Origin of the sequence: Novosphingobium sp., from assembly GCF_036733805.1 — a bacterium.
In the GTDB taxonomy this organism is placed as follows: domain Bacteria; phylum Pseudomonadota; class Alphaproteobacteria; order Sphingomonadales; family Sphingomonadaceae; genus Novosphingobium.
This window is the reverse complement of record NZ_DAIMZT010000056.1, coordinates 1-21,226: the sequence shown is the minus strand read 5'-3', so window position 1 is coordinate 21,226 and position 21,226 is coordinate 1. Positions and strand designations below refer to the sequence as shown.

The following is a 21,226-nucleotide window of genomic DNA, read 5'->3' as shown; positions in this document are numbered from 1 at the left end:
GAAGTGGCGCGAGTGACGGGGCTCGAACCCGCGACCTCCGGCGTGACAGGCCGGCACTCTAACCAACTGAGCTACACCCGCACAGCAACGAAAAAGGCCGGGAAGCCCGACCTCTTCCGATATACCGGTTTCCCGGAAAAATCCCCATCTTGCCTTGAGCAAGAACGGAGACATCCCAAGTGGCGCGAGTGACGGGGCTCGAACCCGCGACCTCCGGCGTGACAGGCCGGCACTCTAACCAACTGAGCTACACCCGCGTTCTAATGCGGTGCGTCCGCTTGGGAGCCGCGCCACTAAGACAGCCCACCGGGCCTGTCAACCGCCTTGCCATGACGCGACGGAATTTTTGCAAAAGCCCTTTCCCATCAGGTCTGAAACGGGATGATCTCCCTCTTCACCCCGCGAGGATCAGCGCCGGCGCTTCTATCAGTTTCTTGAGGTCCTGCGCGAAACTTGCCGCGTCCCATCCGTCCACCACGCGGTGGTCGCAGCTCATCGAGATATTCATCAACTTGCGTCTCTCCACGCGCTCCACTCCGCTGTTATCGCGCGCGAACATGGGCCGCTCAACAATGCGGTTGGGCCCGATGATCGCGACTTCGGGCCGGTTGATGACGGGGGTTGTCGCCACCCCTCCCATCGGACCCAACGAGGTGACGGTGATGGTCGAACCGGACAGCTCGACAGATTTCGCCGTTCCATCACGTGCAACGCCGGCGAGCCGCGATATCTCGGCCGCCAATTGCCACAAATTCCGGTCCTGTGCATCGCGGATGACCGGAACCATGAGCCCAGCCGGAGTCTGTGTCGCCACACCGAGGTGAACCGAACCGCAACGCGTCACCACACCCGCTTCATCGTCGTAATGAGCATTGAGCATGGGGTATTTGGGGATCAGCTTGCAGATCGCGGCAATCAGGAACGGCAGCATGGTCAGCTTGGGCCGGTCCCCCCGCCCTTCGTTCAATTGCGCGCGCGTCTCCTCCAACGCGGTCACGTCGTATTCCTCGACATAGGCGAAGTGCGGAATATGTCGTTTCGACGCCGCCATGTTTTCTGCGATGCGGCGGCGAAGGCCGATCACGCGAACCTGTTCGTCCTTGCCTCTGCGTGCAGCCGGCTGAAAACCGCCGCTGGCCCCGTAAGCGATGAAAGCATCGAGATCGGAGTGGCGTATACGGCCATCCTCGGCGGACCGGACATCCGACAAGTCTATGCCGAGATCGGCAGCGCGCTTGCGCACCGCCGGACTGGCCGTGACTTTGGCGCGAGCGGCGACAGGATCATGCGACACGACATCAGCATCAACCGCCGGTGACGCCGCCGGCTGCGCGAGGTCGACAGGCTCGGGCCGAAGGCTCGTTGCCTCTACGTTGGCTGCCACTGCAGCAGCACGGTCCACATCGCCGGCATCAGGTGTCTCCACCTCGATCTGCTCGATGACCACGTCGGCCCTGGGGCCGGAAGCGCCTTCCGCCTCGTTCCCTAGCCCTTCCACCTCGATCACCACAAGCGGCGAACCTATCGCGATGACATCGCCGGCCTCACCTGCAACCTCTATCACCCTGCCCGCGACTGGGCTTTCCATTTCGACCGTCGCCTTGTCCGTCATCATATCGGCAAGGCGACCGTCTTCCTCGACCATGTCGCCAACCTTCACATGCCAGGCGACGATCTCGGCTTCGGCTATACCTTCCCCGATGTCGGGAAGGCGAAACGTGTAACGCCCCATCGAATTATTCCTTCATCAATCGGTCTACCGCCTCGCCGATGCGGACGGGACCGGGGAAATAGGCCCACTCAAGGCTATGAGGGTATGGTGTGTCGAACCCGGTGACACGCTCTATCGGGGCTTCTAATTGGTAAAAACAGCGCTCCTGCACCAGGCTGACCAGCTCGGCGCCGAACCCTGAGGTGCGCGTCGCTTCATGTATCACCAGGCATTTCCCAGTCTTCTTCACAGACTTTTCCACAGCCTCGATGTCTAGAGGCACGAGCGTCCGCAGATCAATGATTTCGGCATCGACGCCCTTCTCTGCCAGAACGGCTTCGGCCACATGTATCATGGTGCCGTAGGCCAGCACGGTCAGCGCCGCCCCTTCCCGCACTATCCGGGCCTTCCCGAGCGGGATCGAATAATAACCTTCCGGCACTTCCCCGCCGGGATGCCCCTTCCACGTTTTGGAAGGCTTGTCATAGTACCCGTCGAACGGACCGTTGTAGATGCGCTTGGGCTCGAAGAAGATGACGGGATCATTATCTTCGATGGCGGCGATCAACAGCCCTTTCGCGTCGTGCGGCGTAGAGGGAATCACCGTCTTCAGACCGGCGACATGCGTGAACAATGCTTCAGGACTCTGGCTGTGCGTCTGCCCTCCGAAAATACCTCCGCCGAACGGAGAGCGAATAGTAATGGGCGCAATGAACTGGCCTGCGGAGCGATACCGCATGCGCGCGGCCTCCGAAACTAGCTGGTCGAGACCGGGATAAATGTAATCCGCAAACTGGATTTCCGGCACGGGCCGCAGGCCATAGGCGGCCATGCCGACGGCGGCCCCCACGATGCCGCATTCATTGATGGGCGAATCGAAAACACGGTTCTTGCCGTACTTCTTCTGCAAACCGGCCGTGGCCCTGAAAACACCTCCAAAATAGCCGACATCCTCACCCATGATGACGACATCCGGATCATGCGCCATCATGATATCCAGCGCTTCGTTGATCGCCTCGATCATATTGAGCGACCTGGTCGGGGTCTCGTGCAGGCTGACGGGTTCTTCCTCGATCATCGCCCTATTCCTTCCACTCCGGCCATTTGATCTGTCGTTCGCGGATTGCCTGCTCGGCCTGCTCCTGGAGGTGCCAAGGCAAATCCTCAAAAACGTCCTCGAACATGGTGTGGAATGGATGATGCAACCCGTGGCCAAGCACGCCGTTCTTTTCCGCTTCCTTGGTTGCCGCCTTGACTTCCTCGGCGACCTCACGGTCCATCGCCTCCTGCCGCTCCTCCGACCACTCGCCCACCGCAATGAGATGGCGCTTGAGGCGCATGACCGGATCGCCCAACGGCCATTCCTCCCGTTCCTGCGCGGAACGGTATGCGTTGGGATCGTCAGAGGTGGAATGTCCTTCTGCGCGATAGGTAAAGTGCTCGATCAGCGTAGGGCCCTTGTTCGCCCGCGCACGATTGGCCGCCCAATCCATCGCCGCGTAAACCGCCAGTGCATCGTTGCCATCCACTCGCAACCCCGCAATCCCGTATCCAGCGGCGCGGGCGGCAAAAGTGGTGCGTTCGGCACCGGCAAAACCCGAAAAGCTGGAAATGGCCCACTGGTTGTTGACGATATTCAGAACCACAGGCGCGTTGTAGACTGCGGCGAAAGTGATGGCCGCGTGAAAATCGCCTTCAGCGCTGGAACCTTCTCCTATAAATGCGGTGGCGATGCGGGTATCGCCCTTGATCGCGCTGGCCATGGACCAGCCTACCGCCTGAGGGAACTGTGTGGCGAGGTTGCCGGAAATGGTGAAAAACCCATAATCCCGCGCCGAATACATCACCGGCAACTGGCGCCCCTTGAGCCGGTCCGCCCGGTTCGAAAAAATCTGGTTAATCATCTCTACGAGCGGATAACCGCGAGAAATCAGGATGCCCTGCTGGCGATAACTGGGAAACACCATATCATCGTCGGCAAGTGCAAAAGCGCAAGCGACGGAGATGGCTTCTTCGCCGGTCGACTTCATGTAAAAGCTAGTCTTACCCTGCCGCTGGCCGCGATACATCCGATCGTCGAAAGCACGGGTCAACGCCATGATGCGAAGAAGGCGGCGCATGGTCTCGGGATCAAGCTTGGGATTCCAGGGGCCAACCGCCCGGTCATCCTCACTCAGCACGCGGACCATATCGGTTGTGAGAGGCCAAGTCTCGCATGCTTCGCACGTTTCGTCAGGTCGAGACGCTACACCCGCTTTCGGTATCTGGAGATGGGAATAATCCACCGCATCGCCCGGCCTGTAACGTGGCTCCGGGACATAAAACTCAAGCGCCGGCAGATTGCCTCGCCGCCGGTCCAATCGGATGCCGTGTTCGGCCATTTCCCGTGCTCTCCCGTCATCATCGACCGCGAGAACCTTGCGCATCAAAATTCTACGGTCACATCATATTATTTCAATATTAAGCAATGTCAACCAACGCAGCATAACGTTCCAAAAAAGGGGCCCCGACAAGCTCACCTTCACGGAATAGCGCTGAATCTGCCCTCCTGGTCTTCAACGAGCCGATCAAATTTCTCACACCGCCACCGGAGCCGCGATGTGCGGGTGAGGATCGTAGTCGACCACTTGGAAGTCTTCCATGTTGTAATCGAAAATCGAAGCGGGCCTGCGGACGATCTTCAAACGCGGCTGCCCTCGCGGGCTGCGCGACAGCTGCTCGCAGACAAGATGCTCATGATTAAGATAGACGTGCGCGTCACCGGCGCTCCAGATCAGTTCGCCGGCCTCAAGGTCGCACTGCTGAGCCAGCATGCGCAGAAGCAGCGCCGCCGAAAACGCATTGAACGCAAAGCCGAGCCCGAGGTCGCATGACCTTTGCCACAGCATACCCGACAACCGACCTCCGGCCACATGATACTGATATGTCATATGGCACGGAGGAAGCGCCATGCCCCCTAGTTCGGCAACATTCCAACCAGTAAACAGCAACCTTCGGGACGTGGGATTGCGGCGGATGTCGTCCACCAAACTGGCGATTTGGTTGATTGGTTCTCCACGCCGGAACAGGCCCTCTCCCGCCGCCTCATAAGTATCCCAACGCACCCACTGCTTGCCGTAGACGGGGCCAAGATCACCCCAGCGCGCGGCAAAGCCTTCATCCTCGAGAATGCGGGCTTCGAACGTGTCGCGATCGAGGTCCTCACCCGTTTCCCTCCTGTATCGATCAAGCGGCCAATCGGTCCAAATATGCACCTTCTGCCTGACCAGTTCGCGGATATTCGTATCGCCCGTCAGGAACCACAGCATCTCGCGAGCCGCTGTCTTCCAGGCAATGCGCTTGGTCGTGAGCAATGGCACCGCATCGTCCGCTAGATCGAAGCGCATGTTCGGCCCGAACAGCGAACGGGTTCCCACTCCGGTACGATCGTGCCTTTCGTCACCGTGCTCCCAAACCTGGCGCAACAAGTCGAGGTATTGGTATTCGAAATGCGGCATTCGTGCCTCTCTCTATCGCCATGAGCTGCCCCGGCAACGACCGGCACCTGATACCTGACCTAGCGCGGACAAACCAAACGGGGAAGGACGGGCGCGCATCACTCCCCCATCTTTCCGGGAATTGCATATTGGGCCCTTGCCACGTTCTGAATCGCCCTCTATAGGCCCGCTCCTGCCTCGGGCCGCCTCCGCGCGGCGCGATCGGTCGGGGAGTAGCTCAGCCTGGTAGAGCACTGTCTTCGGGAGGCAGGGGCCGGAGGTTCGAATCCTCTCTCCCCGACCAATTCTCACCGCAGCAATCGGCAACAATGGGCAATCGGTCAACGTTGTCCAATGTTCACCCACCGCGCAGCAGTTGCACGCCCCAGTCCCGTTCGAACAGATAGAGCAGCAGCCGCGCCGCTTCGCCGCGTGGGCCGGAAAGGCCGCCATCCCGCTCGATCAACAGCCTGGCATCGTCGTGCGCAAGAGGGAGAAGGTTCTGTATCTGCTCCAGGCTGGCGACACGAAATGGCGTGTCACCGGATTGCCGCGTGCCGAGCAATTCACCGCCGCCGCGCAATTGCAAGTCCTCTTCGGCAAGCCTGAAGCCATCCTGAGTTTCGCGCATTAGCGCCAAGCGTTGTCGCGCGGTTTCGGATAACGACTGCCCACGCAGCAGAAGGCAGGTGGATTTCTCACTTCCCCGTCCAACCCGTCCGCGCAACTGGTGGAGTTGAGCCAGACCGAAGCGTTCGGCCTGCTCAATCACCATCAAAGTGGCGTTCGGAACGTCCACACCGACCTCAATCACGGTGGTGGCCACGAGCAGCTTCGCCTCTCCGGTCGAGAACCGCTCCATGGCGGCGTCCTTGACCTCTGGCCGCAATTGCCCATGGACCAGCATAACGCCGTCGCCAAACCGCTCCTTCAACGTCGCATAGCGGGCCTCGGCAGCGGCGAGGTCGTCGCTCTCGCTTTCCCGTACCATAGGGCAGACCCAATAAGCCTGCTGTCCCGATTCGAAGTGTCGAGCCAGCGCCCCCACCACATCGGCTATCCGATCAACCGAGACCACGCGCGTATCAATGGCCTGACGGCCGGGCGGTAGTTCGTCGAGCTTCGAGACGTCCATCTCGCCGTACTGCGCCAGCGTCAGCGTGCGCGGGATTGGCGTCGCGGTCATCGCGAGAGTATGAGGTACACGGCGCCCCTTTCGGGCCAACATCAAGCGCTGGCCCACACCGAACCTGTGCTGTTCGTCGATCACCACCAGCGCGAGGTTCTTATATTCGACCGCCTCCTGGAAGATCGCATGCGTACCTACAACGATGTCGATCGACCCATCAACGAGGCCCATCAGGATCGCCTCGCGAGCGCGACCTTTGTCGCGACCGGTCAGCAGGGCGATTTCCACGCCGGAGCCCTGCGCCAAACGCATCAATGTCTCGAAGTGCTGGCGGGCGAGTATCTCGGTGGGGGCAAGCATGGCGGCCTGTGCGCCGCTTTCAACGGCGATCATCATCGCCGAAAGCGCAACCACCGTCTTGCCGGACCCGACATCGCCCTGCAGCAATCGCAACATCGGCGCAGCCTGCGCGAGATCGCCTTCGATTTCAGCGATCGAACGTTTTTGCGCGCCGGTTAACGCAAAAGGCAGGCGCAGCTTCGTGCGAAGCCTCCCGTCACCGGCAAGCGGCGTCCCGCGCTGAGACCGGTTGCTGGCACGAACCAGCATCAACGCCAGCGCGTTGGCCAGCAGTTCGTCATAAGCAAGCCTGTCCCGCGCCGCGCTATAACTGCCCTTGTGCGCTTCTCGCAGGGCATCGCGCCAGGCCGGCCACTTCATCCGCGCGAGCAGGCCGGGTTCAATCCATTCGTGAAGTTCGGGCAAGGTCTTGAGCGCCTGCTGAACAAGCGCCGCAATGCGCCCTTGCGTCAACCCCTCCGACAAAGGGTACACGGCCTCGCGTAACTGGCCGAGCGGTGCGGAAGCATTTTCCGAAATATGTTCAGGGTGCACGATCTGCAGCATCTGCCCATATTGATCGAGCCTCCCCGCGACCCAGCGGCGTTCGCCCAGGGGAAGCTGTTTCTTTGCGGTATAGGAGGCGCGACCGAAATAAGTGAGCGCGCAACAATTGCCGATCGCATCGTCCGCGAGCACGCGGAACGGCGCCCTTCCCGACGATGCACGGTGTTCGCGCACTGTGAGTTCCACGATAATATTTTCGCCCGCACTCGCTTCGTCGAGATTGGCTATCGCCCGTCGTTCGACGAAACGGTCAGGCAGATGATAGGCCAGGTCCTTGATCCGCGCGAGGCCCAGTTTTTCCAAAGGCCGACGTAACTTGGGCCCGACGCCTTCCAGGGCTTCGATCTCCACAAACAGCGAATTGAGGGCGTCCGGCCGCATGCGCGGGTCTTAGCGCGAGTTCACACCATTTCGCCAGAGTATCGGAACCAAGTTTCGTCCGACTTCGTTGGCGAAAGGCATCTCACGAAAAAGCTGGGAGAACTTTATGCTCTTGCCGCGCGGAACCATGTTCGCGATCGTGGACGGAGGAAAATTCGAGCTCTATCGCAATACAGGCATCGAAGCCGCACCATGCCTGGAAGCGATGCCCGTACCGGATTTGGAAGCCACCAATTACAGCGCCGGCGTTTACGATCATGACCGGATATCACGGTTCCCAACAGAAGTCCCCAAGAACCGCGTCGCGCGACTGGACGAGGCCGGTCATGCCGCGGCTGTCGCACAGTGGCTGAACCGGCAGGTGCTCATGCGGCGGATCGACAAACTCGTGGTCATCGCCGACCCACGCACCTTGGGCGAACTGCGTCGCCATTATCACAAGGAAGTGCAAGGTGTGCTGCTGGCCGAAGTCCCCAAGACGCTGACCGGCGGCCGGACCACCGAAATCGTGCGCGTGCTGCACGGCTGACGGGAACTTGCCCGCCGTTACGCCATGGCGTAACGGCGCGGTCATGACCGAACTCTCGCCCCGCCTCGCCCGTCTTAAATTCCGCGCCTGGCATCGCGGCACCCGCGAGGCCGATTACATGATCGGCTGCTTCTTCGACCGCTTCTATCCGGAATGGTCGGACGGGGACGTGCAATGGTTCGAGGATCTGCTTGAGGAAGATGATGTTGACGTGATGGCCTGGGCGTTGGGCACGCAGATTGTGCCGGAACGCTTCCGGGGCCCGCTGATGGAGCGGATGAAGCTGCTCGATTACGTCGAAATTCCACGCTGAAAGCAAGAAAAGACGCGCGCTCCGGTGCCCTCGCCAGGTGAGGGCCGGGCGATGAAGCCCCGATCAGGGAAGAAGGTTTTTGCACTCGGCGTTTTTGCCGCTAGGGGCTCGCTCTCCCATGCCTGACATACAACGCATCCTTTCGGCCCGGACACCACTGACGCTCGCTTCAGTGACACGTGGGGCTCAACCGCTGGTCATGGCCGATCTGGCCCGCGCCGCGAAAGGGCGTGCGGTCTTTATCGCCGATAGCGAAGCGGCCATGAGCGCGGCTGCAGAGGCGGCGCGGTTTTTCGCACCCGAACTGGACGTAATCGAGTTTCCCGCATGGGACTGCCTGCCGTACGATCGCGCCAGCCCTGCCCTGTCTGTCAGCGCACGCAGACTGGCCGCTCTGCATCGCCTGCAGGCGAAGCGTTCGGGCCCCCAACTGCTGATCTCGACTGCGAACGCGGCGCTACAGCGTGTATTGACGCCCTTCCGCATCCGTGAATCCGTACGGCTCATCAAGCCCGGCATGGAGATCGGCCATGAGAGCCTGATCGCAATGCTGCGTCGCCAAGGCTATCAGCGTACCGATACGGCGATAGACGCGGGTGAGTTCGCGGTGCGCGGGTCGATCTTCGATATCGTGCCTTCTGGCCCGGAGGCCGGCCTGAGACTCGACTTCTTCGGAGACGAGCTGGAAACACTGCGACTGTTCGATACCAATTCTCAGCGCTCGACCGGGACGATCGAGGAATTTCTGCTGCTGCCTGCCGGGGAGGCCCTGCTTGATGATGATACGATCAAGCGCTTCCGCACCCGCTACAGAGAATTGTTTGGCGCCAACGCCACCGCGGATCCGCTGTACCAAGCGGTAAGCGACGGGCGCCGTCTTGCCGGCATGGAGCATTGGCTACCGCTGTTCGAAGAGCGGCTGGTCACCCTGTTCGATCATCTGTCGAAAGACGATCTGATCGTAGCTGACACCGCCGCGCTCGCGGCCGCCGAGGAACGGCTGGGTGACATCGCGGATTATCACAAGGCACGTCTTGACACTTCGGGTCAGAAGGCGGGCAGTTATCGGCCACTCGATCGGCACGCGCTCTATTTAAGCAACGAGGAATTGCAGCAAACCCTGACGAATTTTCCCGTCCATCGCGCCGATCCTTTCGCTCAGCCGGAAAGCGCAACCGTCATCGATCTGGGTTTTGCCAACGCACGAGATTTTGCGCCGGAACGAGCACGCGGCGACAATGCATACGAAGCCGCGGCCAGACATCTTCACGCTATCGGCAAGTCAGGCCGCAAGCCGATTCTCGCGGCTTATTCCACCGGCAGCCGCGCGCGCCTGGTCTCCATCCTCGGCGAAGCAAGTCAGACCAACAAGTGGGGACCGGAGCCGCGCCTGGCCGATACGTGGCAGGATGCGCTGGGCCTGGCCGTGCAAGGCCGCGCCGCCGCACTGATGCTGCCGCTGGAAACGGGCTTCGCCAACGACATCGTCGAAGTCATTACCGAGCAGGACATTCTCGGCGATCGTCTGGTCCGCCGCAAGAAGCGCAAGAAAGACGCCGATGCCTTCCTGGCCGAACTGGCGGCGCTGACGCCCGGCGACCTGATCGTTCATATGGATCACGGCATCGGGCGCTACGAGGGCTTGCAGTCGATTCCCGTCGGGCGATCCCCCCACGATTGCGTGATGCTGACTTATGCCGGCGGCGACAAGCTCTACATTCCGGTCGAGAACCTCGACGTTCTCTCCCGCTACGGCAGCGAGAACGAAGGTGTCGCGCTGGACAAGCTGGGCGGCGAAGCTTGGCAGAAACGCCGTGCGCGCCTGAAGGAACGCATCCAAGAAATCGCCGGTGAATTGATGAAGACTGCGGCAGCCCGCGCTCTACGGCAGGCTCCCGTGCTGATTGCAGAGGGTTCCGCTTACGACCAGTTCATCGATCGCTTCCCCTGGCAGGAGACGGAAGACCAGGACCGCGCGATCGAGGATGTGCTGGGCGATCTCTCGGAAGGCAAGCCGATGGACCGCCTCGTTTGCGGCGACGTAGGCTTCGGCAAGACCGAGGTGGCACTGCGTGCTGCATTTGTCGCCGCCATGGCCGGGCAGCAAGTCGCCGTGGTCGCACCCACCACTCTGCTGGCACGCCAACACTACGCTGGTTTCGCCCAACGCTTTGCGGGCTTTCCGCTCAACATCGGCCGGCTCTCCCGCCTCGTGCCCGAGAAGGAAGCCAAAGCGACGCGCGAGGGATTGGCCGCCGGCACGATGGATATCGTGATCGGAACGCATGCGATCCTGGCGAAGTCCGTCAGTTTCAAGCGGCTCGGCCTGGTCATCGTGGACGAGGAGCAGCGCTTCGGCGTCAATCACAAGGAGCGTCTGAAGCAGCTTCGCACTGACGTGCATGTGCTGACGCTCACCGCCACGCCGATCCCCCGCACGCTACAGATGGCGATGAGCGGCCTGCGAGAGCTTTCAACAATCCAGACCCCGCCCGTTGATCGCCTGGCCGTGCGCACGTACGTGATGGAATGGGACGACATGGTAATGCGCGAAGCCTTGCTGCGCGAGCACCATCGCGGCGGCCAGAGCTTTATCGTGGTGCCCCGCATCGCCGATATGCCGGAAGTCGAGGATTGGCTTCACAAGCACGTACCTGAAGTGAAGGTCATCACGGCGCATGGCCAGATGGGCGCCGGGGAAGTGGAAGATCGCATGAGCGCCTTCTACGAAGGACGTTACGAGGTGCTGCTTTCCACCACGATCGTGGAAAGCGGGCTGGATATTCCGCGTGCCAACACGATCATCATTCACCGGGCGGACCGGTTCGGGCTTGCTCAGCTTTATCAACTCCGCGGGCGCGTGGGACGTTCGAAGCTGCGCGCCTATGCCTATCTGACCACGCCGGCAAATACCGCGCTTTCCGAAGTCGCAGAAAAGCGGCTCAAAGTGCTGGGCGACCTCGACAGCCTCGGTGCCGGGTTCCAACTCGCCAGTCACGACCTCGACATCCGCGGCGCGGGCAACCTCCTGGGTGACGAGCAATCCGGTCATATTCGCGAAGTCGGCTTCGAACTTTATCAATCTATGCTTGAAGACGCGATCATGGCAGTGCGTGCCGGCGGCGCGGGACTGGAAAAGGACACGTCCGGCCTTTCGCCACAGATTACCGTCGACGCGCCGATCATGATACCTGAGGACTATGTCCCCGACTTGGCGGTGCGCATGGCCCTCTATCGCCGCCTTAACGACGCCGAGACTTCAGAGGAGATTGATTCTCTGTCCGCGGAGATGATCGACCGCTTCGGCCCCTTGCCCGAGCCGACCGCTAACCTGACTAAGCTTATTGAGATCAAGCGCCAGGCCATCGACGCGCATATCGCCAAGATCGATGTGGGCCCTCGCGGTACGCTGGTCAGCTTTCATAACGACAGCTTTCCGAACCCCGCAGGGCTCATCGCTTATGCTGAGCGGCTGCAAGGCACTGTCAAGCTGCGGCCCGACAACAAGCTGGTTCTTGCACGGGCCTGGAACGACCCCAAGAGCAGACTGAATGGCCTTTTTCAGCTTACCAAGGGCCTAAGCGCGGTAGCGAAGAAGGCGGGTTGAGGCCGGTCGCAGCAAATTAAACCAGCCCCTCTGATCGCCGCGCCGCCATTCGGGCGAACTTTTCACGATGCATGGGCTGGGCACGCAGGAAGCCCTGATAATAAGCGCATCCCTCGCGTGCTACGACAACGCGCTGCCCTTCGTTCTCGACCCCTTCCGCGATGACGCGAATGTCGAGCGCCTTCGCCATCGCGACGATCGCCCGCAGAACGGCCACGTCGCGCTTGTCGCTGGTCACGCCCTCTATCATCGAACGATCGAGCTTGAGGTAATGGATCGGCAACACCTTCAGATAGCGGAAGTTACAAAAGCCGGCCCCGAAATCGTCCAGTGCGATGCGAATGCCCTGCGCCCCCAGTTCGGCCATCATTTGCGCCGCCAATGCGACGTCGCTGATGAGCGCCTGCTCCGTGATTTCCAACGTCAGCCGGCGCGGGGCAAAGCCGCTCTCACGCACAAGATCAAGCATCTGGCGCACATAGCTGCCGAACGCGAGATCCGCCGCGGTGACGTTGATCGACAGGCGCAGTTCATCCGGCCATTCACGCGCAGCCCAGAGTGCCTTGGCGGCAATGTGGCGCGAAAGCGGTCCGACATGATCTGCGCGCTCAGCAATGGCGAAGAGCGCACCCGCGCCAATCCGGCCAAGTTGCGAGTGGTTCCAGCGCGCCAATGCCTCGGCCCCGGTAAGGTGATCGTCCGCCAAACTAAACTGAGGTTGGAACAGCACTTCGATCTCGTCGCGGTCGATGGCGCTGAGAAGGTCCGCTTCAAGCTGGGCGCTGGAATGGCCTGGCGGGGTGCTCTCGCCGTCGGCCCAGGCGACGCGGGCGCCGTGGTGCTCGCTCACTTGCTGCAATGCGTGACTCAGGCGGTCCAGCATAGACTCGACGCTTTCCTCCGTCAGTGCCCTGATAAGGGCGACGCGGGGTGAAAGGCGCAAGACGCCCGAAGGCAGGGCGATGGGACGCGCTATCAGGTCGGCAAGCTGATCGGCAACGAGCTGCCAGCGTTCGCGGCTGCATGTTTCGTTCGCTACAAGCAGGAAGGTTCCGCCGCCCGCCCTGGCGAGCTGCCACGGCCCGTCGAGTTCCTCAGCCGCGAAATGGTGGACGCGGCTGGCCATTTCCTCCAGCGCGCCATCGCCCGCAGCGGGGCCGTAAGCGATGTTGATCGCTTCCAGGCGACGCAGCGCGAGCAGCATGGCGTGCACGTGAGCATGACCAGGAGCAGCCGCCGGCTCAGTACGCCAGGCGGCTATGCGATCATGCACAGTCTCCAGTCCGGGTATACCTGTCAACCGATCCTGGAGCCGGTGGGGTTGGCTCTCGATATGTTCTTGCGATGCGCCCATGGCCGGCCTTTAACCTAAAGCTCTTGCCAAAGTGTTCAAAATTCGACAGCCCAACCGCTGTAGCTCGACCGCCGAGGGATATGATGCGGAACGATCCGAAGCTGGCATTGATCGTATCGGACAGCGCCAAGGCCCAAGCCGGCGCCGCGGCTTTGCGGCATTCGCACTCCTGGGTTCCACCTGAAGAGGCTGATGTACTGGTCGTACTCGGCGGCGATGGCTTTCTCCTTCATATACTGCATGAATTGCTCGACAACGACGAACTGAAGCCCGTTTATGGCATGAATCTGGGAACCGTGGGTTTCCTCATGAATGGCCAGCACGATCACGTACCGATCGCGCAGCGAATAAGGGAAGCGCACCGTGTACCGGTACGACCTTTATGCATGCAGGCCACCACGCAAGACGGCCGCAAATTCAGTTATTATGCGATCAACGAGGTCTCGCTGCTGCGTGAAACCCGTCAGACCGCCAAGCTGGAAGTACGCATCAACGGCCGCATGCGCATGGAGGAATTGGCGGGCGATGGAGTCCTCGTCGCTACACCGGTAGGTTCCACGGCTTACAATCTCTCCGCCAACGGACCGATTCTTCCGCTGGGCAGCCGAATGCTCGCGCTGACGCCCCTGAGCCCGTTCCGGCCTCGCCGCTGGAAAGGCGCGATCCTGCCGGAAAGCGCCGAGGTCGAGTTCCGAGTCCGCGAGCCGAAAAAGCGCCCAGTCGCCGCGGTCGCCGACCAGAAGGAGGTGCGCGACGTCTCCACGGTGCGCATTATCGCGACCGCAGAAATGGAGCTGACCCTCTTGTTCGACCCCGGCTATACATTGGAAGAACGCATATTCGCGGAGCAATTCCAAGTATGAGCAGGAGATTGGCGCAATCGCAATTTTTGATGGAAATTTCCGAGGGCACGGGGTTGCCAATCCCCACGGCGCTGCTATAGGCGCACCCCTGCCCTGCGGTGGAGACATTGCAGGGCTGCTCCCCGATAGCTCAGCGGTAGAGCATTCGACTGTTAATCGAATGGCCGTAGGTTCGAATCCTACTCGGGGAGCCACTACCTCCTAAAAATCTGGGTTTTTCAAGGATTTAGAGCCAGAGTTTGGCTCACCCCGATCCAAAGTGAGCCAAACTCGCGGCTCAATTCCAGCCATTGTTGGTTTCCTAAAAAAACTCAAACAACCTCACTCTGATAGCTTAAGTTTGGCCCTCTGTCGAAGACAGAGAGTCCGCAAATACCCATGCGAATACGCACTCCCTTCAAGCGGTTCTCATCCAGATAGCAGTTGAACTGCAGGCGCCAGACACAGCACCCCAAACGCCTCTCGCAAACCATCGCGGTAGCGACAGAGATGACACGCCGGTAACAAAGAACCCGTATGGGCTAATCTTCGCGACAACAATGCGCCCATCCAAGCCGTTCCACAGCGATCTTACCGCGCCTGGAAGCAGACATTCATATTATGACTGAGTCTGGGACACACCTGCTGTCCCCACATGACGTGCCGAACCGCAGCTCTTGTTAGGAGCCGACATGCAGCGGCCGTGTCGGCCACCATGCCAAGACCGCGGCGGCCATGACCTAGGCACAGGTCCGCAACGCGATTGGCAGGATCGTCATGATCCATTGCGTCGCCAAGGCTGAGGTCACCGATAGAATTGGCCGTTACCTGCGGGAGCGCAGCATCCCGGATGATGTCCAAGCCAATGTGATCGGCCGTCTTCGCTACATCATGGGCCTGAAGCGCAAAGGTGTGGAGGATATCGCTTCGGCGATATCGAGGATCAGGTTGCCCGCGACGTGCGGCACTCAATCCAGCCGCGCGGGCTTCAAACACTAACGAAGTTCACCTGATCGGCGGTCAGCAGTTCAAATGGTGCGCCCGCTCCTCGCATCGCGAGCACCACCCCTTCGCTCATGAGCGTGATATCGGTCACCACCGATCCGAGATCAAGACGCTCGCGCGGCAGTGCCGCGACGAGCGCCTTAATCAGCGTCCCGGTGCCGCCGACTAAACGCATAAATTCGGGCTCCTGCCGCAGCGATTGGACTCGGTGGATCGCCTCTTTCGATATGCGCTCGAACAGAACATCGCCTTTGCTATGCTGCGGGAACGCGGCCAGTTCGAGTTCACGGCTCAGCGCGGCCATGGCCCGCTGCATGCCGGGCCAGAACCAGGATGGACCAAGGTCGAAGCCGTCATCGGAAAGCTGGCCGGTGTCTTCAATGGAGGGACGCGCCCGCCAAAGCGATCCCTCGCCTCCAACAAGCGGAAATCGACTCCGACAGCATTAAGGAGGCGTGCGGCATAGAGACCGGCGAGGCCGCCTCCCACGATGGCTACCTTGGTTTGCATGATTATGCTCTCGGTTGGCCGCTTACTGACGACCGGCGGTCACGCCGCCATCGACAGGAAGGACGGCACCAGTGATCCACGACGCCTGATCGGAGGCGAGGAACAGGATCGCTTCGGCGACGTCGTGAGGCTGGCCGTTGCGGCCAAGCGGATGGAAGGCGTCGAAGGTCGAAAGCACCTCTTTCACCTGATCGTCTGACAGGAAGGTGCTGTAGACCGGCGTCTCGACGACGGCCGGGGCCACCGCATTGATGCGGATCTTGTACGGCGCCAGCTCGATCGCGAGGTTGCGGACCATCGCGTGGACGCCCGCGTTCGCGGCCGAATAGGCGGCCGACGGCGTCGCACCGATCGCCTGGATCGCCCACATTGATCCGGTCTGGACGATCGCGCCGCCGCTGTCTTTCATCACCTTGGCCGCAGCCTGCGCAGTGAAGAACTTCCCTTTCAGGATCGTGTCTAGATACCAGTCGTAGTCCGCCTCACTGAGTTCGAGGAACGGCTTGGGGTTGAATACGCCCGCATTGTTCACAAGGATGTCGAGCTTCCCGAACCGGGAGACGCAGACGTCGACCAGAGCTGCGCCTGTCGCCGGATCGGCAATGTCGCCGGCCAACACGGCGACTTTCTGACCACTGGGATCGATCTCGCGCGCTGCCGCCTCAAGCTTCGCTAGATCACGGCCGCTGATAGCAACGTTGGCTCCTTCCGCCACGAAACGCGCCGCCGCCTCCTTGCCGATGCCGGAACCGCCTCCGGTAATCGCGACCATCTTGCCTTCAAATCTGTTCATGTTCCATTATCCTATCTATCAGTAGATAGTCGACCTCTATCGCTTGCCAAACATAAACGCAACCCCTATCTATCAAAAGGTAGGTACGCGGTGCGTGCATGGGAGTAGGCTGTGAGCGACACTGTGAAGGAGATCATGGACGCGACGGAGCGCCGTATCAGAGAAGCGGGCTATAGCGGCTTCAGCTTCCGCGAGATCGCTGTAGACGTCGGCGTCAAGAGCGCCAGCATCCACTATCACTTCCCCACCAAGAGCGCGCTCGCGGCGGCCGTGGCGCGCCGTTACAACGAGCGTGTCGTCGAGGCGGCCAATGCTGGCGTCGCTGCGGGACAAGATGTGGTTCAAGCCTGGAAGGCAGTCTTCCGAAGCGCGCTGGATGAAGGGGCGAAGATGTGTCTTTGCGGCTCACTCGGCGCCACGGCGCCTGATCTGTCACCGGACGTTGCGAGCGAGGTGAGACGGTTCTTCGAGGCGGGCATCGCCAACCTCATCGCCGGTGGTCTCACCGAGCAACGAGCCACGCAGGTGCTGGCGACACTCGAGGGCGCAATCCTCATGGCCAGCGCGCAGGACGATCCGGCCATTTTCGAGCGCGCGACTGAAGCGCTCCGCTGACGGAAAAAGCCTGCCGGACATGAGCAAAGCTATTAGGCCGGCTTCGCCGTCGGCCGGCGTAGCTATTCGGCGACGGGATCGCATCAAGCAGCATTACGCTCGGGCGCGCAATAAAGTCCGTAACCGACTTTGATGAGCGAGCCTTCGTCGCATATCCGGGTCAGGCAGCATCGGGGAATGCCGATTGCTGTCAGTTCCACCATTCACACCTCGCCGCACTCGCGAGCGAGTGCAACAGCTCGCTCCCTCAGCATTGACTTTGGCCCACCAGCAAAGTGTAGAGCGTCTGCGCGGTCACGGTCACGTTTACGCATCTTTGGCACAGGAGGCGCATTCTGGCGTAGGGAATCGCGAATTCATAGTTCTCAGTTTCGCCGATCCCGGCGAGCCAGATTTTCCGAAATTATTATATTAAAACAACGCTATAGAGAGCACACTCCCTGTCGCGATCCCACATTTGATCCCACGCTGCGCGTCGCGCGTCGGCCGCCTGCAAGTCCGGTGCAAGCGAAAGCCCTAGCCGTGCGAACGGCCAGGGATATCCCATCACCTGAGGTAGCGATCAGCAGATTCCAAGATCGCTGATCGGGCAACCGGGACCATAATCGTAACGTCCATGAGAAAAGAGGCCGACGGCCCCCAAGTTATTTCCATCCTCGTCGCTTCGCCCCCGAGGATCATCCTCCTCGATCGTGAGAACGGTCGACCGCGGCTCCTTCGGACCGGTCTTGCGGTCATCGAGGGTTCGGCGCTGCCGCCACTTCGCAACCGTCTTCGGGTTGATCCCATGCCGCCTGGCGAGAGCCCTCAGGCTCTCTTGACTATCTTGTATTGCTCGACGGACTGCCGTCATCCAAGGCCGATATCGAAACAGGATCGATGATCCCGGGTTGAGAACATGACGTGGTGGCAGATTGGATCATCCCCGATCCGATCTGCTCATAGCGGCCGGCTCAGTGGAACACCGACCCTCCGTCGGCGGTGACGGTCTGGCCCGTGACGAATGCGGAATCCGCACTTGCGAAGAAAAAGATGGCATTGGCCACATCTTCGGCCGTGGCGGAGCGTTTCAGCACTCGGCTGGACATGGCGAACTCCTGAAAATTCTCCATGATATGGTCGGCTGCAACGACGCTTTCCGTCATCGTGAGGCCCGGCGACACGCAATTCACCAACACATTGTCGTCACCAAATTCAGTCGCGAGCGAGCGGGTCATCGCCAGGATCGCCCCCTTGCTGGCGATATAGTGCAGCATGCCCGGCGCACCTTTGAAGGCAGTGCCCGATGCAAGGTTGACGATGCGTCCCCATTTCGCGCGGCGCATATGAGGCGACACCGCACGGCACATACGGAAGACACCAATAACATTGACATCATAGACTCTACGCCAATCGTTGATCAGCTGGTCCTCGAAGCGGGTCGGGCGCAATTCGGCGGATATGGCGGCGTTATTAACGAGGATATCGATGGAGCCGAAGTGCTCCAACACGCGCGCGATGCCGGCCGCGACGCTGTCATCATCGCGTACGTCGATTTGGAGCGCGAGAACATTGGGGCGCCGCAGCCGCTCGGCCGCTTCCTCCTGTCCTTTGATATCCGCGATGACGACATTGGCGCCTTCGGCAACAAAACGTTCGGCAGTTGCATAGCCTATGCCATAGGCCGCCCCCGTCACGATGGCTGTACGACCTTCCAGCCGCTTCGCTTTCAACTCCATGGCTCCGTTCCATTTCTTCGTCTGATGCCGATCATTCCAGCGAAACCTGCATGACAACTTCCACGTCGCCAGCAATTTCCGTGATCCTTCTATGCGAGCGATGCCTGATAGACGCGATCCAGATCGTCGGCCCAGCTTGCTCGCTCCACTTCCCCTTCGCCAATCACTGTCTTGACCGCCATCGATTTTCTCGCCCACCGCCTCAGGAATGATCGTCGCCTAACACATCCGCAAGCAAGGCATTCATCGCCCTCCAGGATCGCCGATCCGCGCCGGCATCATAGCGCGCAAAGTCCGGGTGGCCCCAAGTATCAGCGCGCCAATTGGTGAAAGTGTGGTATACGCCGCCATAAAGATGAAGCTGCCAGTCGACGCCGGCCTCCCGCATTTCGGCTTCGAACGCGGACCGCTCGTGCGCGGGCACGCCGGGATCCTCGCTTCCGATGCAGGCGAGAATCTTGCCGCGGATCAAGCCCCCGCCTTGCGGATAGGATGAAACGAGGCTGCTGTGGAAGCCCGCCACGGCGGCCAGCGGAGCGCCGCGCCGGGCCATTTCGAGCGCCAGCCTCCCGCCGTAGCAAAAGCCGATGGCGGCGATGCGATCGCCCTTCACGGCGGGATGTTCGGCCAATGCCTTCAGCGCCGCGTCACCCCGAGCACAGGGCCGATCGGGTTCTGCATAAAAACGTGCAAGCTCCGCCATCGCCGGCTCCGGCGCAAGCGCCTGCCGCTCGCCATGCAAGTCGGCGGCGAGGGCCGCATATCCCAGACCCGCCACGCGTTCGGCCCGTTCCAGCACATGGTCCCCATAGCCGAAGATGTCGGGAAAAACGAGCACGGCTGGAACCGGACGGGGGCCTTCCGGCAGAAAGAGCGTACCGCTGAGCGGTACATCGGCTTGATAATCGATCCGCTCGCTTCTCATGATCCTAGTTTCTCCCGGTCTTTCAGATGGCGGCCATATCATCCGGTTCGAACAGCAGCAGGTTGGTGCCGTCGGGCAATGGCGCCCAGGTGGGATGCACGCGCAGACCGATGGAAACCCGCTCCATCGGGCAGTTAATCAGATTGGCGATCACGTTCACACCCTCGTCCAGCGTGACGGTCGCGACCAGATAGGGCGTATGACCCGTGAAGGGAGGCCGGGCGATATGGGCCACGGTCCAGGAAAAAACCTGGCCCCGTCCCGACGCCTCCCGCCACTCCAGGTCACGGGTTCCGGTGAAGATGCTGACTGGCCGGGGATAGAATTGATACTGCCCGCTTGTCCGGCAATATTGCAGTAAGAGCTTCTTTTCGCGCGTGCCCTGCCAATAGGGTTCGGAAAAGCTGTAATGGCGGGGAACGGGACGCTCAACGCCCAGCGTGTTGTTAAGATTTTCGTTCATCGCTATCATCCTTCCGTGCCGAGAATGAGGGCGGTGCTGGTGGTCCAGTTACGGCCATAAGGAATGCCGCCGATGCCCGTGACCAACGTCTGGCGCCGATCTTTGATCTGGCGCGCGCCACCCTTGCCCATCAACTGGCGGACGCCTTCGATCAGGTTGACGCCACCGCCGGCCAGGCCCGGCTGGCCCGCTGAAATCTGCCCGCCACCCGTATTGATCGGCAGATCCCCATCAAAGCCCAGGCTATGTTCCCGGATGAAGGCGCCGCCCTGCCCCGGCTTGGCAAAGCCCATCATTTCCAGCTTGATCATCACGGCGATCAGGAAATCGTCATAGGGCTGGTACGAACCGATGTCAGCCGGTGCGAGCTGCGCCTGCGCGAATGCCTTACGGCCCGCGATATGATGACCGCTCTCGGTGATCTCGGCCAGATTTTCGGCCGTCCGATAATTGGTCCGCTCCCCATAGCCCAGAGGCACGACGAAGCTGTCGATCCCCTTTTCCTTCGCCCGCTTGCGCGTGGTCATGAGCAGGCCGTTTCCGCCGTCGCATACCATTACGCAATCGAGCAGGCGGACCGGGCTCGCGATCATCCGCGAATTGAGATAATCCTCGACGGTGATTGGCTTGCGCAGCTTTTCGCAGGCATTGTCGTTGAGCAGCGCATGGTTGCGTTGCGTGACCGCGAGCTTCCCGAGCGCTTCGAGATCGAGGCCGTACAGATGATCGTAGCGGCTGCTGAGCAGACCGAAATCGGCCGGCGGGCCGATCATCCCGTAAGGATGGATCCATTCGCCGTGAAAGGAGCGCATCTTCAGATTCTGTTCGGACGATTCGGTATCGATGTTCAGCAGCAGGACGGTGCTGCACAGCCCCGCGTCCAGCGCGGCAGCGGCGCGAGCGACCGCCGCGACGGCCGAAGACCCGCCGACATCGACCGTCTGGCAGA

At 60.9% G+C, this 21,226-nt stretch carries 19 protein-coding genes, 4 tRNA genes and 1 pseudogene; 8 read left to right on the top strand and 16 right to left on the bottom strand.

Features of this window, described 5'->3' with window-relative positions; all coding sequences use genetic code 11:
* Nucleotides 1-4 precede the first annotated feature (4 nt).
* The 6 genes from V7D69_RS12550 to thyA form a co-directional block, all read right to left on the bottom strand.
* A tRNA-Asp gene (locus tag V7D69_RS12550) sits at nucleotides 5-81 on the bottom strand.
* A 99-nt stretch (nucleotides 82-180) separates the two neighbouring features.
* Nucleotides 181-257, bottom strand: a tRNA-Asp gene (locus V7D69_RS12545).
* A 137-nt stretch (nucleotides 258-394) separates the two neighbouring features.
* Nucleotides 395-1,732, bottom strand: coding sequence for a dihydrolipoamide acetyltransferase family protein (locus V7D69_RS12540; protein ID WP_324062079.1), 1,338 nt, complete (start codon nucleotides 1,730-1,732; stop codon nucleotides 395-397).
* Nucleotides 1,733-1,736: 4 nt separating this feature from the next.
* Complete coding sequence (locus V7D69_RS12535; RefSeq protein WP_324062081.1) at nucleotides 1,737-2,789, bottom strand: alpha-ketoacid dehydrogenase subunit beta; 1,053 nt, start codon at nucleotides 2,787-2,789, stop codon at nucleotides 1,737-1,739.
* A 4-nt stretch (nucleotides 2,790-2,793) separates the two neighbouring features.
* A complete protein-coding gene (locus V7D69_RS12530; protein ID WP_333605946.1) occupies nucleotides 2,794-4,092 on the bottom strand; it encodes a thiamine pyrophosphate-dependent enzyme in 1,299 nt (432 codons plus the stop codon).
* Nucleotides 4,093-4,287: 195 nt separating this feature from the next.
* Complete coding sequence (gene thyA / locus V7D69_RS12525; RefSeq protein WP_324064469.1) at nucleotides 4,288-5,208, bottom strand: thymidylate synthase; 921 nt, start codon at nucleotides 5,206-5,208, stop codon at nucleotides 4,288-4,290.
* Nucleotides 5,209-5,414: 206 nt separating this feature from the next.
* Between thyA and V7D69_RS12520 the strand changes: the two genes are divergently transcribed.
* Nucleotides 5,415-5,491, top strand: a tRNA-Pro gene (locus V7D69_RS12520).
* Nucleotides 5,492-5,545: 54 nt separating this feature from the next.
* Here V7D69_RS12520 and recG read toward each other — a convergent pair.
* On the bottom strand, nucleotides 5,546-7,603 hold the full coding sequence (recG, locus tag V7D69_RS12515; RefSeq protein WP_324064468.1) for an ATP-dependent DNA helicase RecG: 2,058 nt from the start codon (nucleotides 7,601-7,603) through the stop codon (nucleotides 5,546-5,548).
* 106 nt (nucleotides 7,604-7,709) lie between these two features.
* On the opposite strand from recG, the gene V7D69_RS12510 reads away from it, so the two are divergent.
* From V7D69_RS12510 to mfd, 3 genes are all read left to right on the top strand, one after another.
* Nucleotides 7,710-8,132, top strand: coding sequence for a baeRF12 domain-containing protein (locus tag V7D69_RS12510; protein ID WP_324064467.1), 423 nt, complete (start codon nucleotides 7,710-7,712; stop codon nucleotides 8,130-8,132).
* Nucleotides 8,133-8,175: 43 nt separating this feature from the next.
* The gene (locus V7D69_RS12505) at nucleotides 8,176-8,445 is read left to right on the top strand and encodes an FAD assembly factor SdhE (RefSeq protein ID WP_324064466.1); all 270 of its coding nucleotides are present in this window, start codon (nucleotides 8,176-8,178) and stop codon (nucleotides 8,443-8,445) included.
* A 118-nt stretch (nucleotides 8,446-8,563) separates the two neighbouring features.
* Complete coding sequence (gene mfd / locus V7D69_RS12500) at nucleotides 8,564-12,052, top strand: transcription-repair coupling factor (RefSeq protein ID WP_333605945.1); 3,489 nt, start codon at nucleotides 8,564-8,566, stop codon at nucleotides 12,050-12,052.
* Nucleotides 12,053-12,068: 16 nt separating this feature from the next.
* Here mfd and V7D69_RS12495 read toward each other — a convergent pair whose 3' ends face one another.
* The gene (locus V7D69_RS12495) at nucleotides 12,069-13,352 is read right to left on the bottom strand and encodes a bifunctional diguanylate cyclase/phosphodiesterase (RefSeq protein WP_333605944.1); all 1,284 of its coding nucleotides are present in this window, start codon (nucleotides 13,350-13,352) and stop codon (nucleotides 12,069-12,071) included.
* Nucleotides 13,353-13,486: 134 nt separating this feature from the next.
* On the opposite strand from V7D69_RS12495, the gene V7D69_RS12490 reads away from it, so the two are divergent.
* From V7D69_RS12490 to V7D69_RS12480, 3 genes are all read left to right on the top strand, one after another.
* On the top strand, nucleotides 13,487-14,269 hold the full coding sequence (locus V7D69_RS12490; RefSeq protein ID WP_333605943.1) for an NAD kinase: 783 nt from the start codon (nucleotides 13,487-13,489) through the stop codon (nucleotides 14,267-14,269).
* 119 nt (nucleotides 14,270-14,388) lie between these two features.
* Nucleotides 14,389-14,463 (top strand) — tRNA-Asn (locus V7D69_RS12485).
* Nucleotides 14,464-15,025: 562 nt separating this feature from the next.
* Nucleotides 15,026-15,247, top strand: a complete 222-nt coding sequence (locus V7D69_RS12480; protein WP_324064237.1) for a hypothetical protein — start codon at nucleotides 15,026-15,028, stop codon at nucleotides 15,245-15,247.
* On the opposite strand, the gene V7D69_RS12475 is transcribed toward V7D69_RS12480, so the two are convergent.
* From V7D69_RS12475 to V7D69_RS12465, 3 genes are read right to left on the bottom strand one after another with little or no spacing between them, the layout of a single operon-like run.
* On the bottom strand, nucleotides 15,237-15,557 hold the full coding sequence (locus V7D69_RS12475) for a hypothetical protein (RefSeq protein WP_324064236.1): 321 nt from the start codon (nucleotides 15,555-15,557) through the stop codon (nucleotides 15,237-15,239). The two genes, V7D69_RS12480 and V7D69_RS12475, sit on opposite strands and share 11 nt — an antisense overlap.
* The gene (locus tag V7D69_RS12470) at nucleotides 15,545-15,763 is read right to left on the bottom strand and encodes an NAD(P)-binding protein (protein ID WP_333605942.1); all 219 of its coding nucleotides are present in this window, start codon (nucleotides 15,761-15,763) and stop codon (nucleotides 15,545-15,547) included. The genes V7D69_RS12475 and V7D69_RS12470 overlap by 13 nt, the downstream gene beginning before the upstream one ends.
* A 22-nt stretch (nucleotides 15,764-15,785) precedes the next feature.
* Nucleotides 15,786-16,556, bottom strand: a complete 771-nt coding sequence (locus V7D69_RS12465; protein WP_333605941.1) for an SDR family NAD(P)-dependent oxidoreductase — start codon at nucleotides 16,554-16,556, stop codon at nucleotides 15,786-15,788.
* A 111-nt stretch (nucleotides 16,557-16,667) separates the two neighbouring features.
* Between V7D69_RS12465 and V7D69_RS12460 the strand changes: the two genes are divergently transcribed.
* Nucleotides 16,668-17,171: a TetR/AcrR family transcriptional regulator gene (locus tag V7D69_RS12460; RefSeq protein ID WP_324064233.1), complete on the top strand. Its 504-nt coding sequence runs from the start codon at nucleotides 16,668-16,670 to the stop codon at nucleotides 17,169-17,171.
* Between the two features lie 679 nt (nucleotides 17,172-17,850).
* Here the strand turns inward: V7D69_RS12460 and V7D69_RS12455 are convergent.
* The 5 genes and pseudogenes from V7D69_RS12455 to V7D69_RS12435 all read right to left on the bottom strand — a co-directional run.
* Nucleotides 17,851-18,024 (bottom strand): annotated as a pseudogene (locus tag V7D69_RS12455) (helix-turn-helix domain-containing protein); the annotation flags it as partial.
* A 100-nt stretch (nucleotides 18,025-18,124) separates the two neighbouring features.
* Nucleotides 18,125-18,889 carry an SDR family NAD(P)-dependent oxidoreductase gene (locus V7D69_RS12450; protein ID WP_324064232.1) on the bottom strand — a complete coding sequence of 255 codons (765 nt, stop codon included), beginning with the start codon at nucleotides 18,887-18,889 and terminating at the stop codon, nucleotides 18,125-18,127.
* A gap of 202 nt (nucleotides 18,890-19,091) precedes the next feature.
* Nucleotides 19,092-19,814: a dienelactone hydrolase family protein gene (locus tag V7D69_RS12445; RefSeq protein ID WP_324064231.1), complete on the bottom strand. Its 723-nt coding sequence runs from the start codon at nucleotides 19,812-19,814 to the stop codon at nucleotides 19,092-19,094.
* A 22-nt stretch (nucleotides 19,815-19,836) separates the two neighbouring features.
* The gene (locus tag V7D69_RS12440; RefSeq protein ID WP_324064230.1) at nucleotides 19,837-20,277 is read right to left on the bottom strand and encodes a Zn-ribbon domain-containing OB-fold protein; all 441 of its coding nucleotides are present in this window, start codon (nucleotides 20,275-20,277) and stop codon (nucleotides 19,837-19,839) included.
* Nucleotides 20,278-20,282: 5 nt separating this feature from the next.
* The coding region (locus V7D69_RS12435; protein ID WP_333605940.1) for a thiolase family protein at nucleotides 20,283-21,226 on the bottom strand (944 nt) is incomplete at its 5' end.

Coding starts and splice junctions, on each gene's coding strand:
- V7D69_RS12535 (WP_324062081.1), bottom strand. CDS start 2,789: ATGATCGAGGAAGAACCCGTCAGCCTGCACGAGACCCCGACCAGGTCG.
- mfd (WP_333605945.1), top strand. CDS start 8,564: ATGCCTGACATACAACGCATCCTTTCGGCCCGGACACCACTGACGCTC.
- V7D69_RS12470 (WP_333605942.1), bottom strand. CDS start 15,763: ATGCAAACCAAGGTAGCCATCGTGGGAGGCGGCCTCGCCGGTCTCTAT.
- recG (WP_324064468.1), bottom strand. CDS start 7,603: ATGCGGCCGGACGCCCTCAATTCGCTGTTTGTGGAGATCGAAGCCCTG.
- V7D69_RS12480 (WP_324064237.1), top strand. CDS start 15,026: ATGATCCATTGCGTCGCCAAGGCTGAGGTCACCGATAGAATTGGCCGT.
- V7D69_RS12510 (WP_324064467.1), top strand. CDS start 7,710: ATGCTCTTGCCGCGCGGAACCATGTTCGCGATCGTGGACGGAGGAAAA.
- thyA (WP_324064469.1), bottom strand. CDS start 5,208: ATGCCGCATTTCGAATACCAATACCTCGACTTGTTGCGCCAGGTTTGG.
- V7D69_RS12490 (WP_333605943.1), top strand. CDS start 13,487: ATGATGCGGAACGATCCGAAGCTGGCATTGATCGTATCGGACAGCGCC.
- V7D69_RS12540 (WP_324062079.1), bottom strand. CDS start 1,732: ATGGGGCGTTACACGTTTCGCCTTCCCGACATCGGGGAAGGTATAGCC.
- V7D69_RS12440 (WP_324064230.1), bottom strand. CDS start 20,277: ATGAACGAAAATCTTAACAACACGCTGGGCGTTGAGCGTCCCGTTCCC.
- V7D69_RS12475 (WP_324064236.1), bottom strand. CDS start 15,557: ATGGCCGCGCTGAGCCGTGAACTCGAACTGGCCGCGTTCCCGCAGCAT.
- V7D69_RS12465 (WP_333605941.1), bottom strand. CDS start 16,556: ATGAACAGATTTGAAGGCAAGATGGTCGCGATTACCGGAGGCGGTTCC.
- V7D69_RS12530 (WP_333605946.1), bottom strand. CDS start 4,092: ATGGCCGAACACGGCATCCGATTGGACCGGCGGCGAGGCAATCTGCCG.
- V7D69_RS12445 (WP_324064231.1), bottom strand. CDS start 19,814: ATGAGAAGCGAGCGGATCGATTATCAAGCCGATGTACCGCTCAGCGGT.
- V7D69_RS12450 (WP_324064232.1), bottom strand. CDS start 18,889: ATGGAGTTGAAAGCGAAGCGGCTGGAAGGTCGTACAGCCATCGTGACG.
- V7D69_RS12505 (WP_324064466.1), top strand. CDS start 8,176: ATGACCGAACTCTCGCCCCGCCTCGCCCGTCTTAAATTCCGCGCCTGG.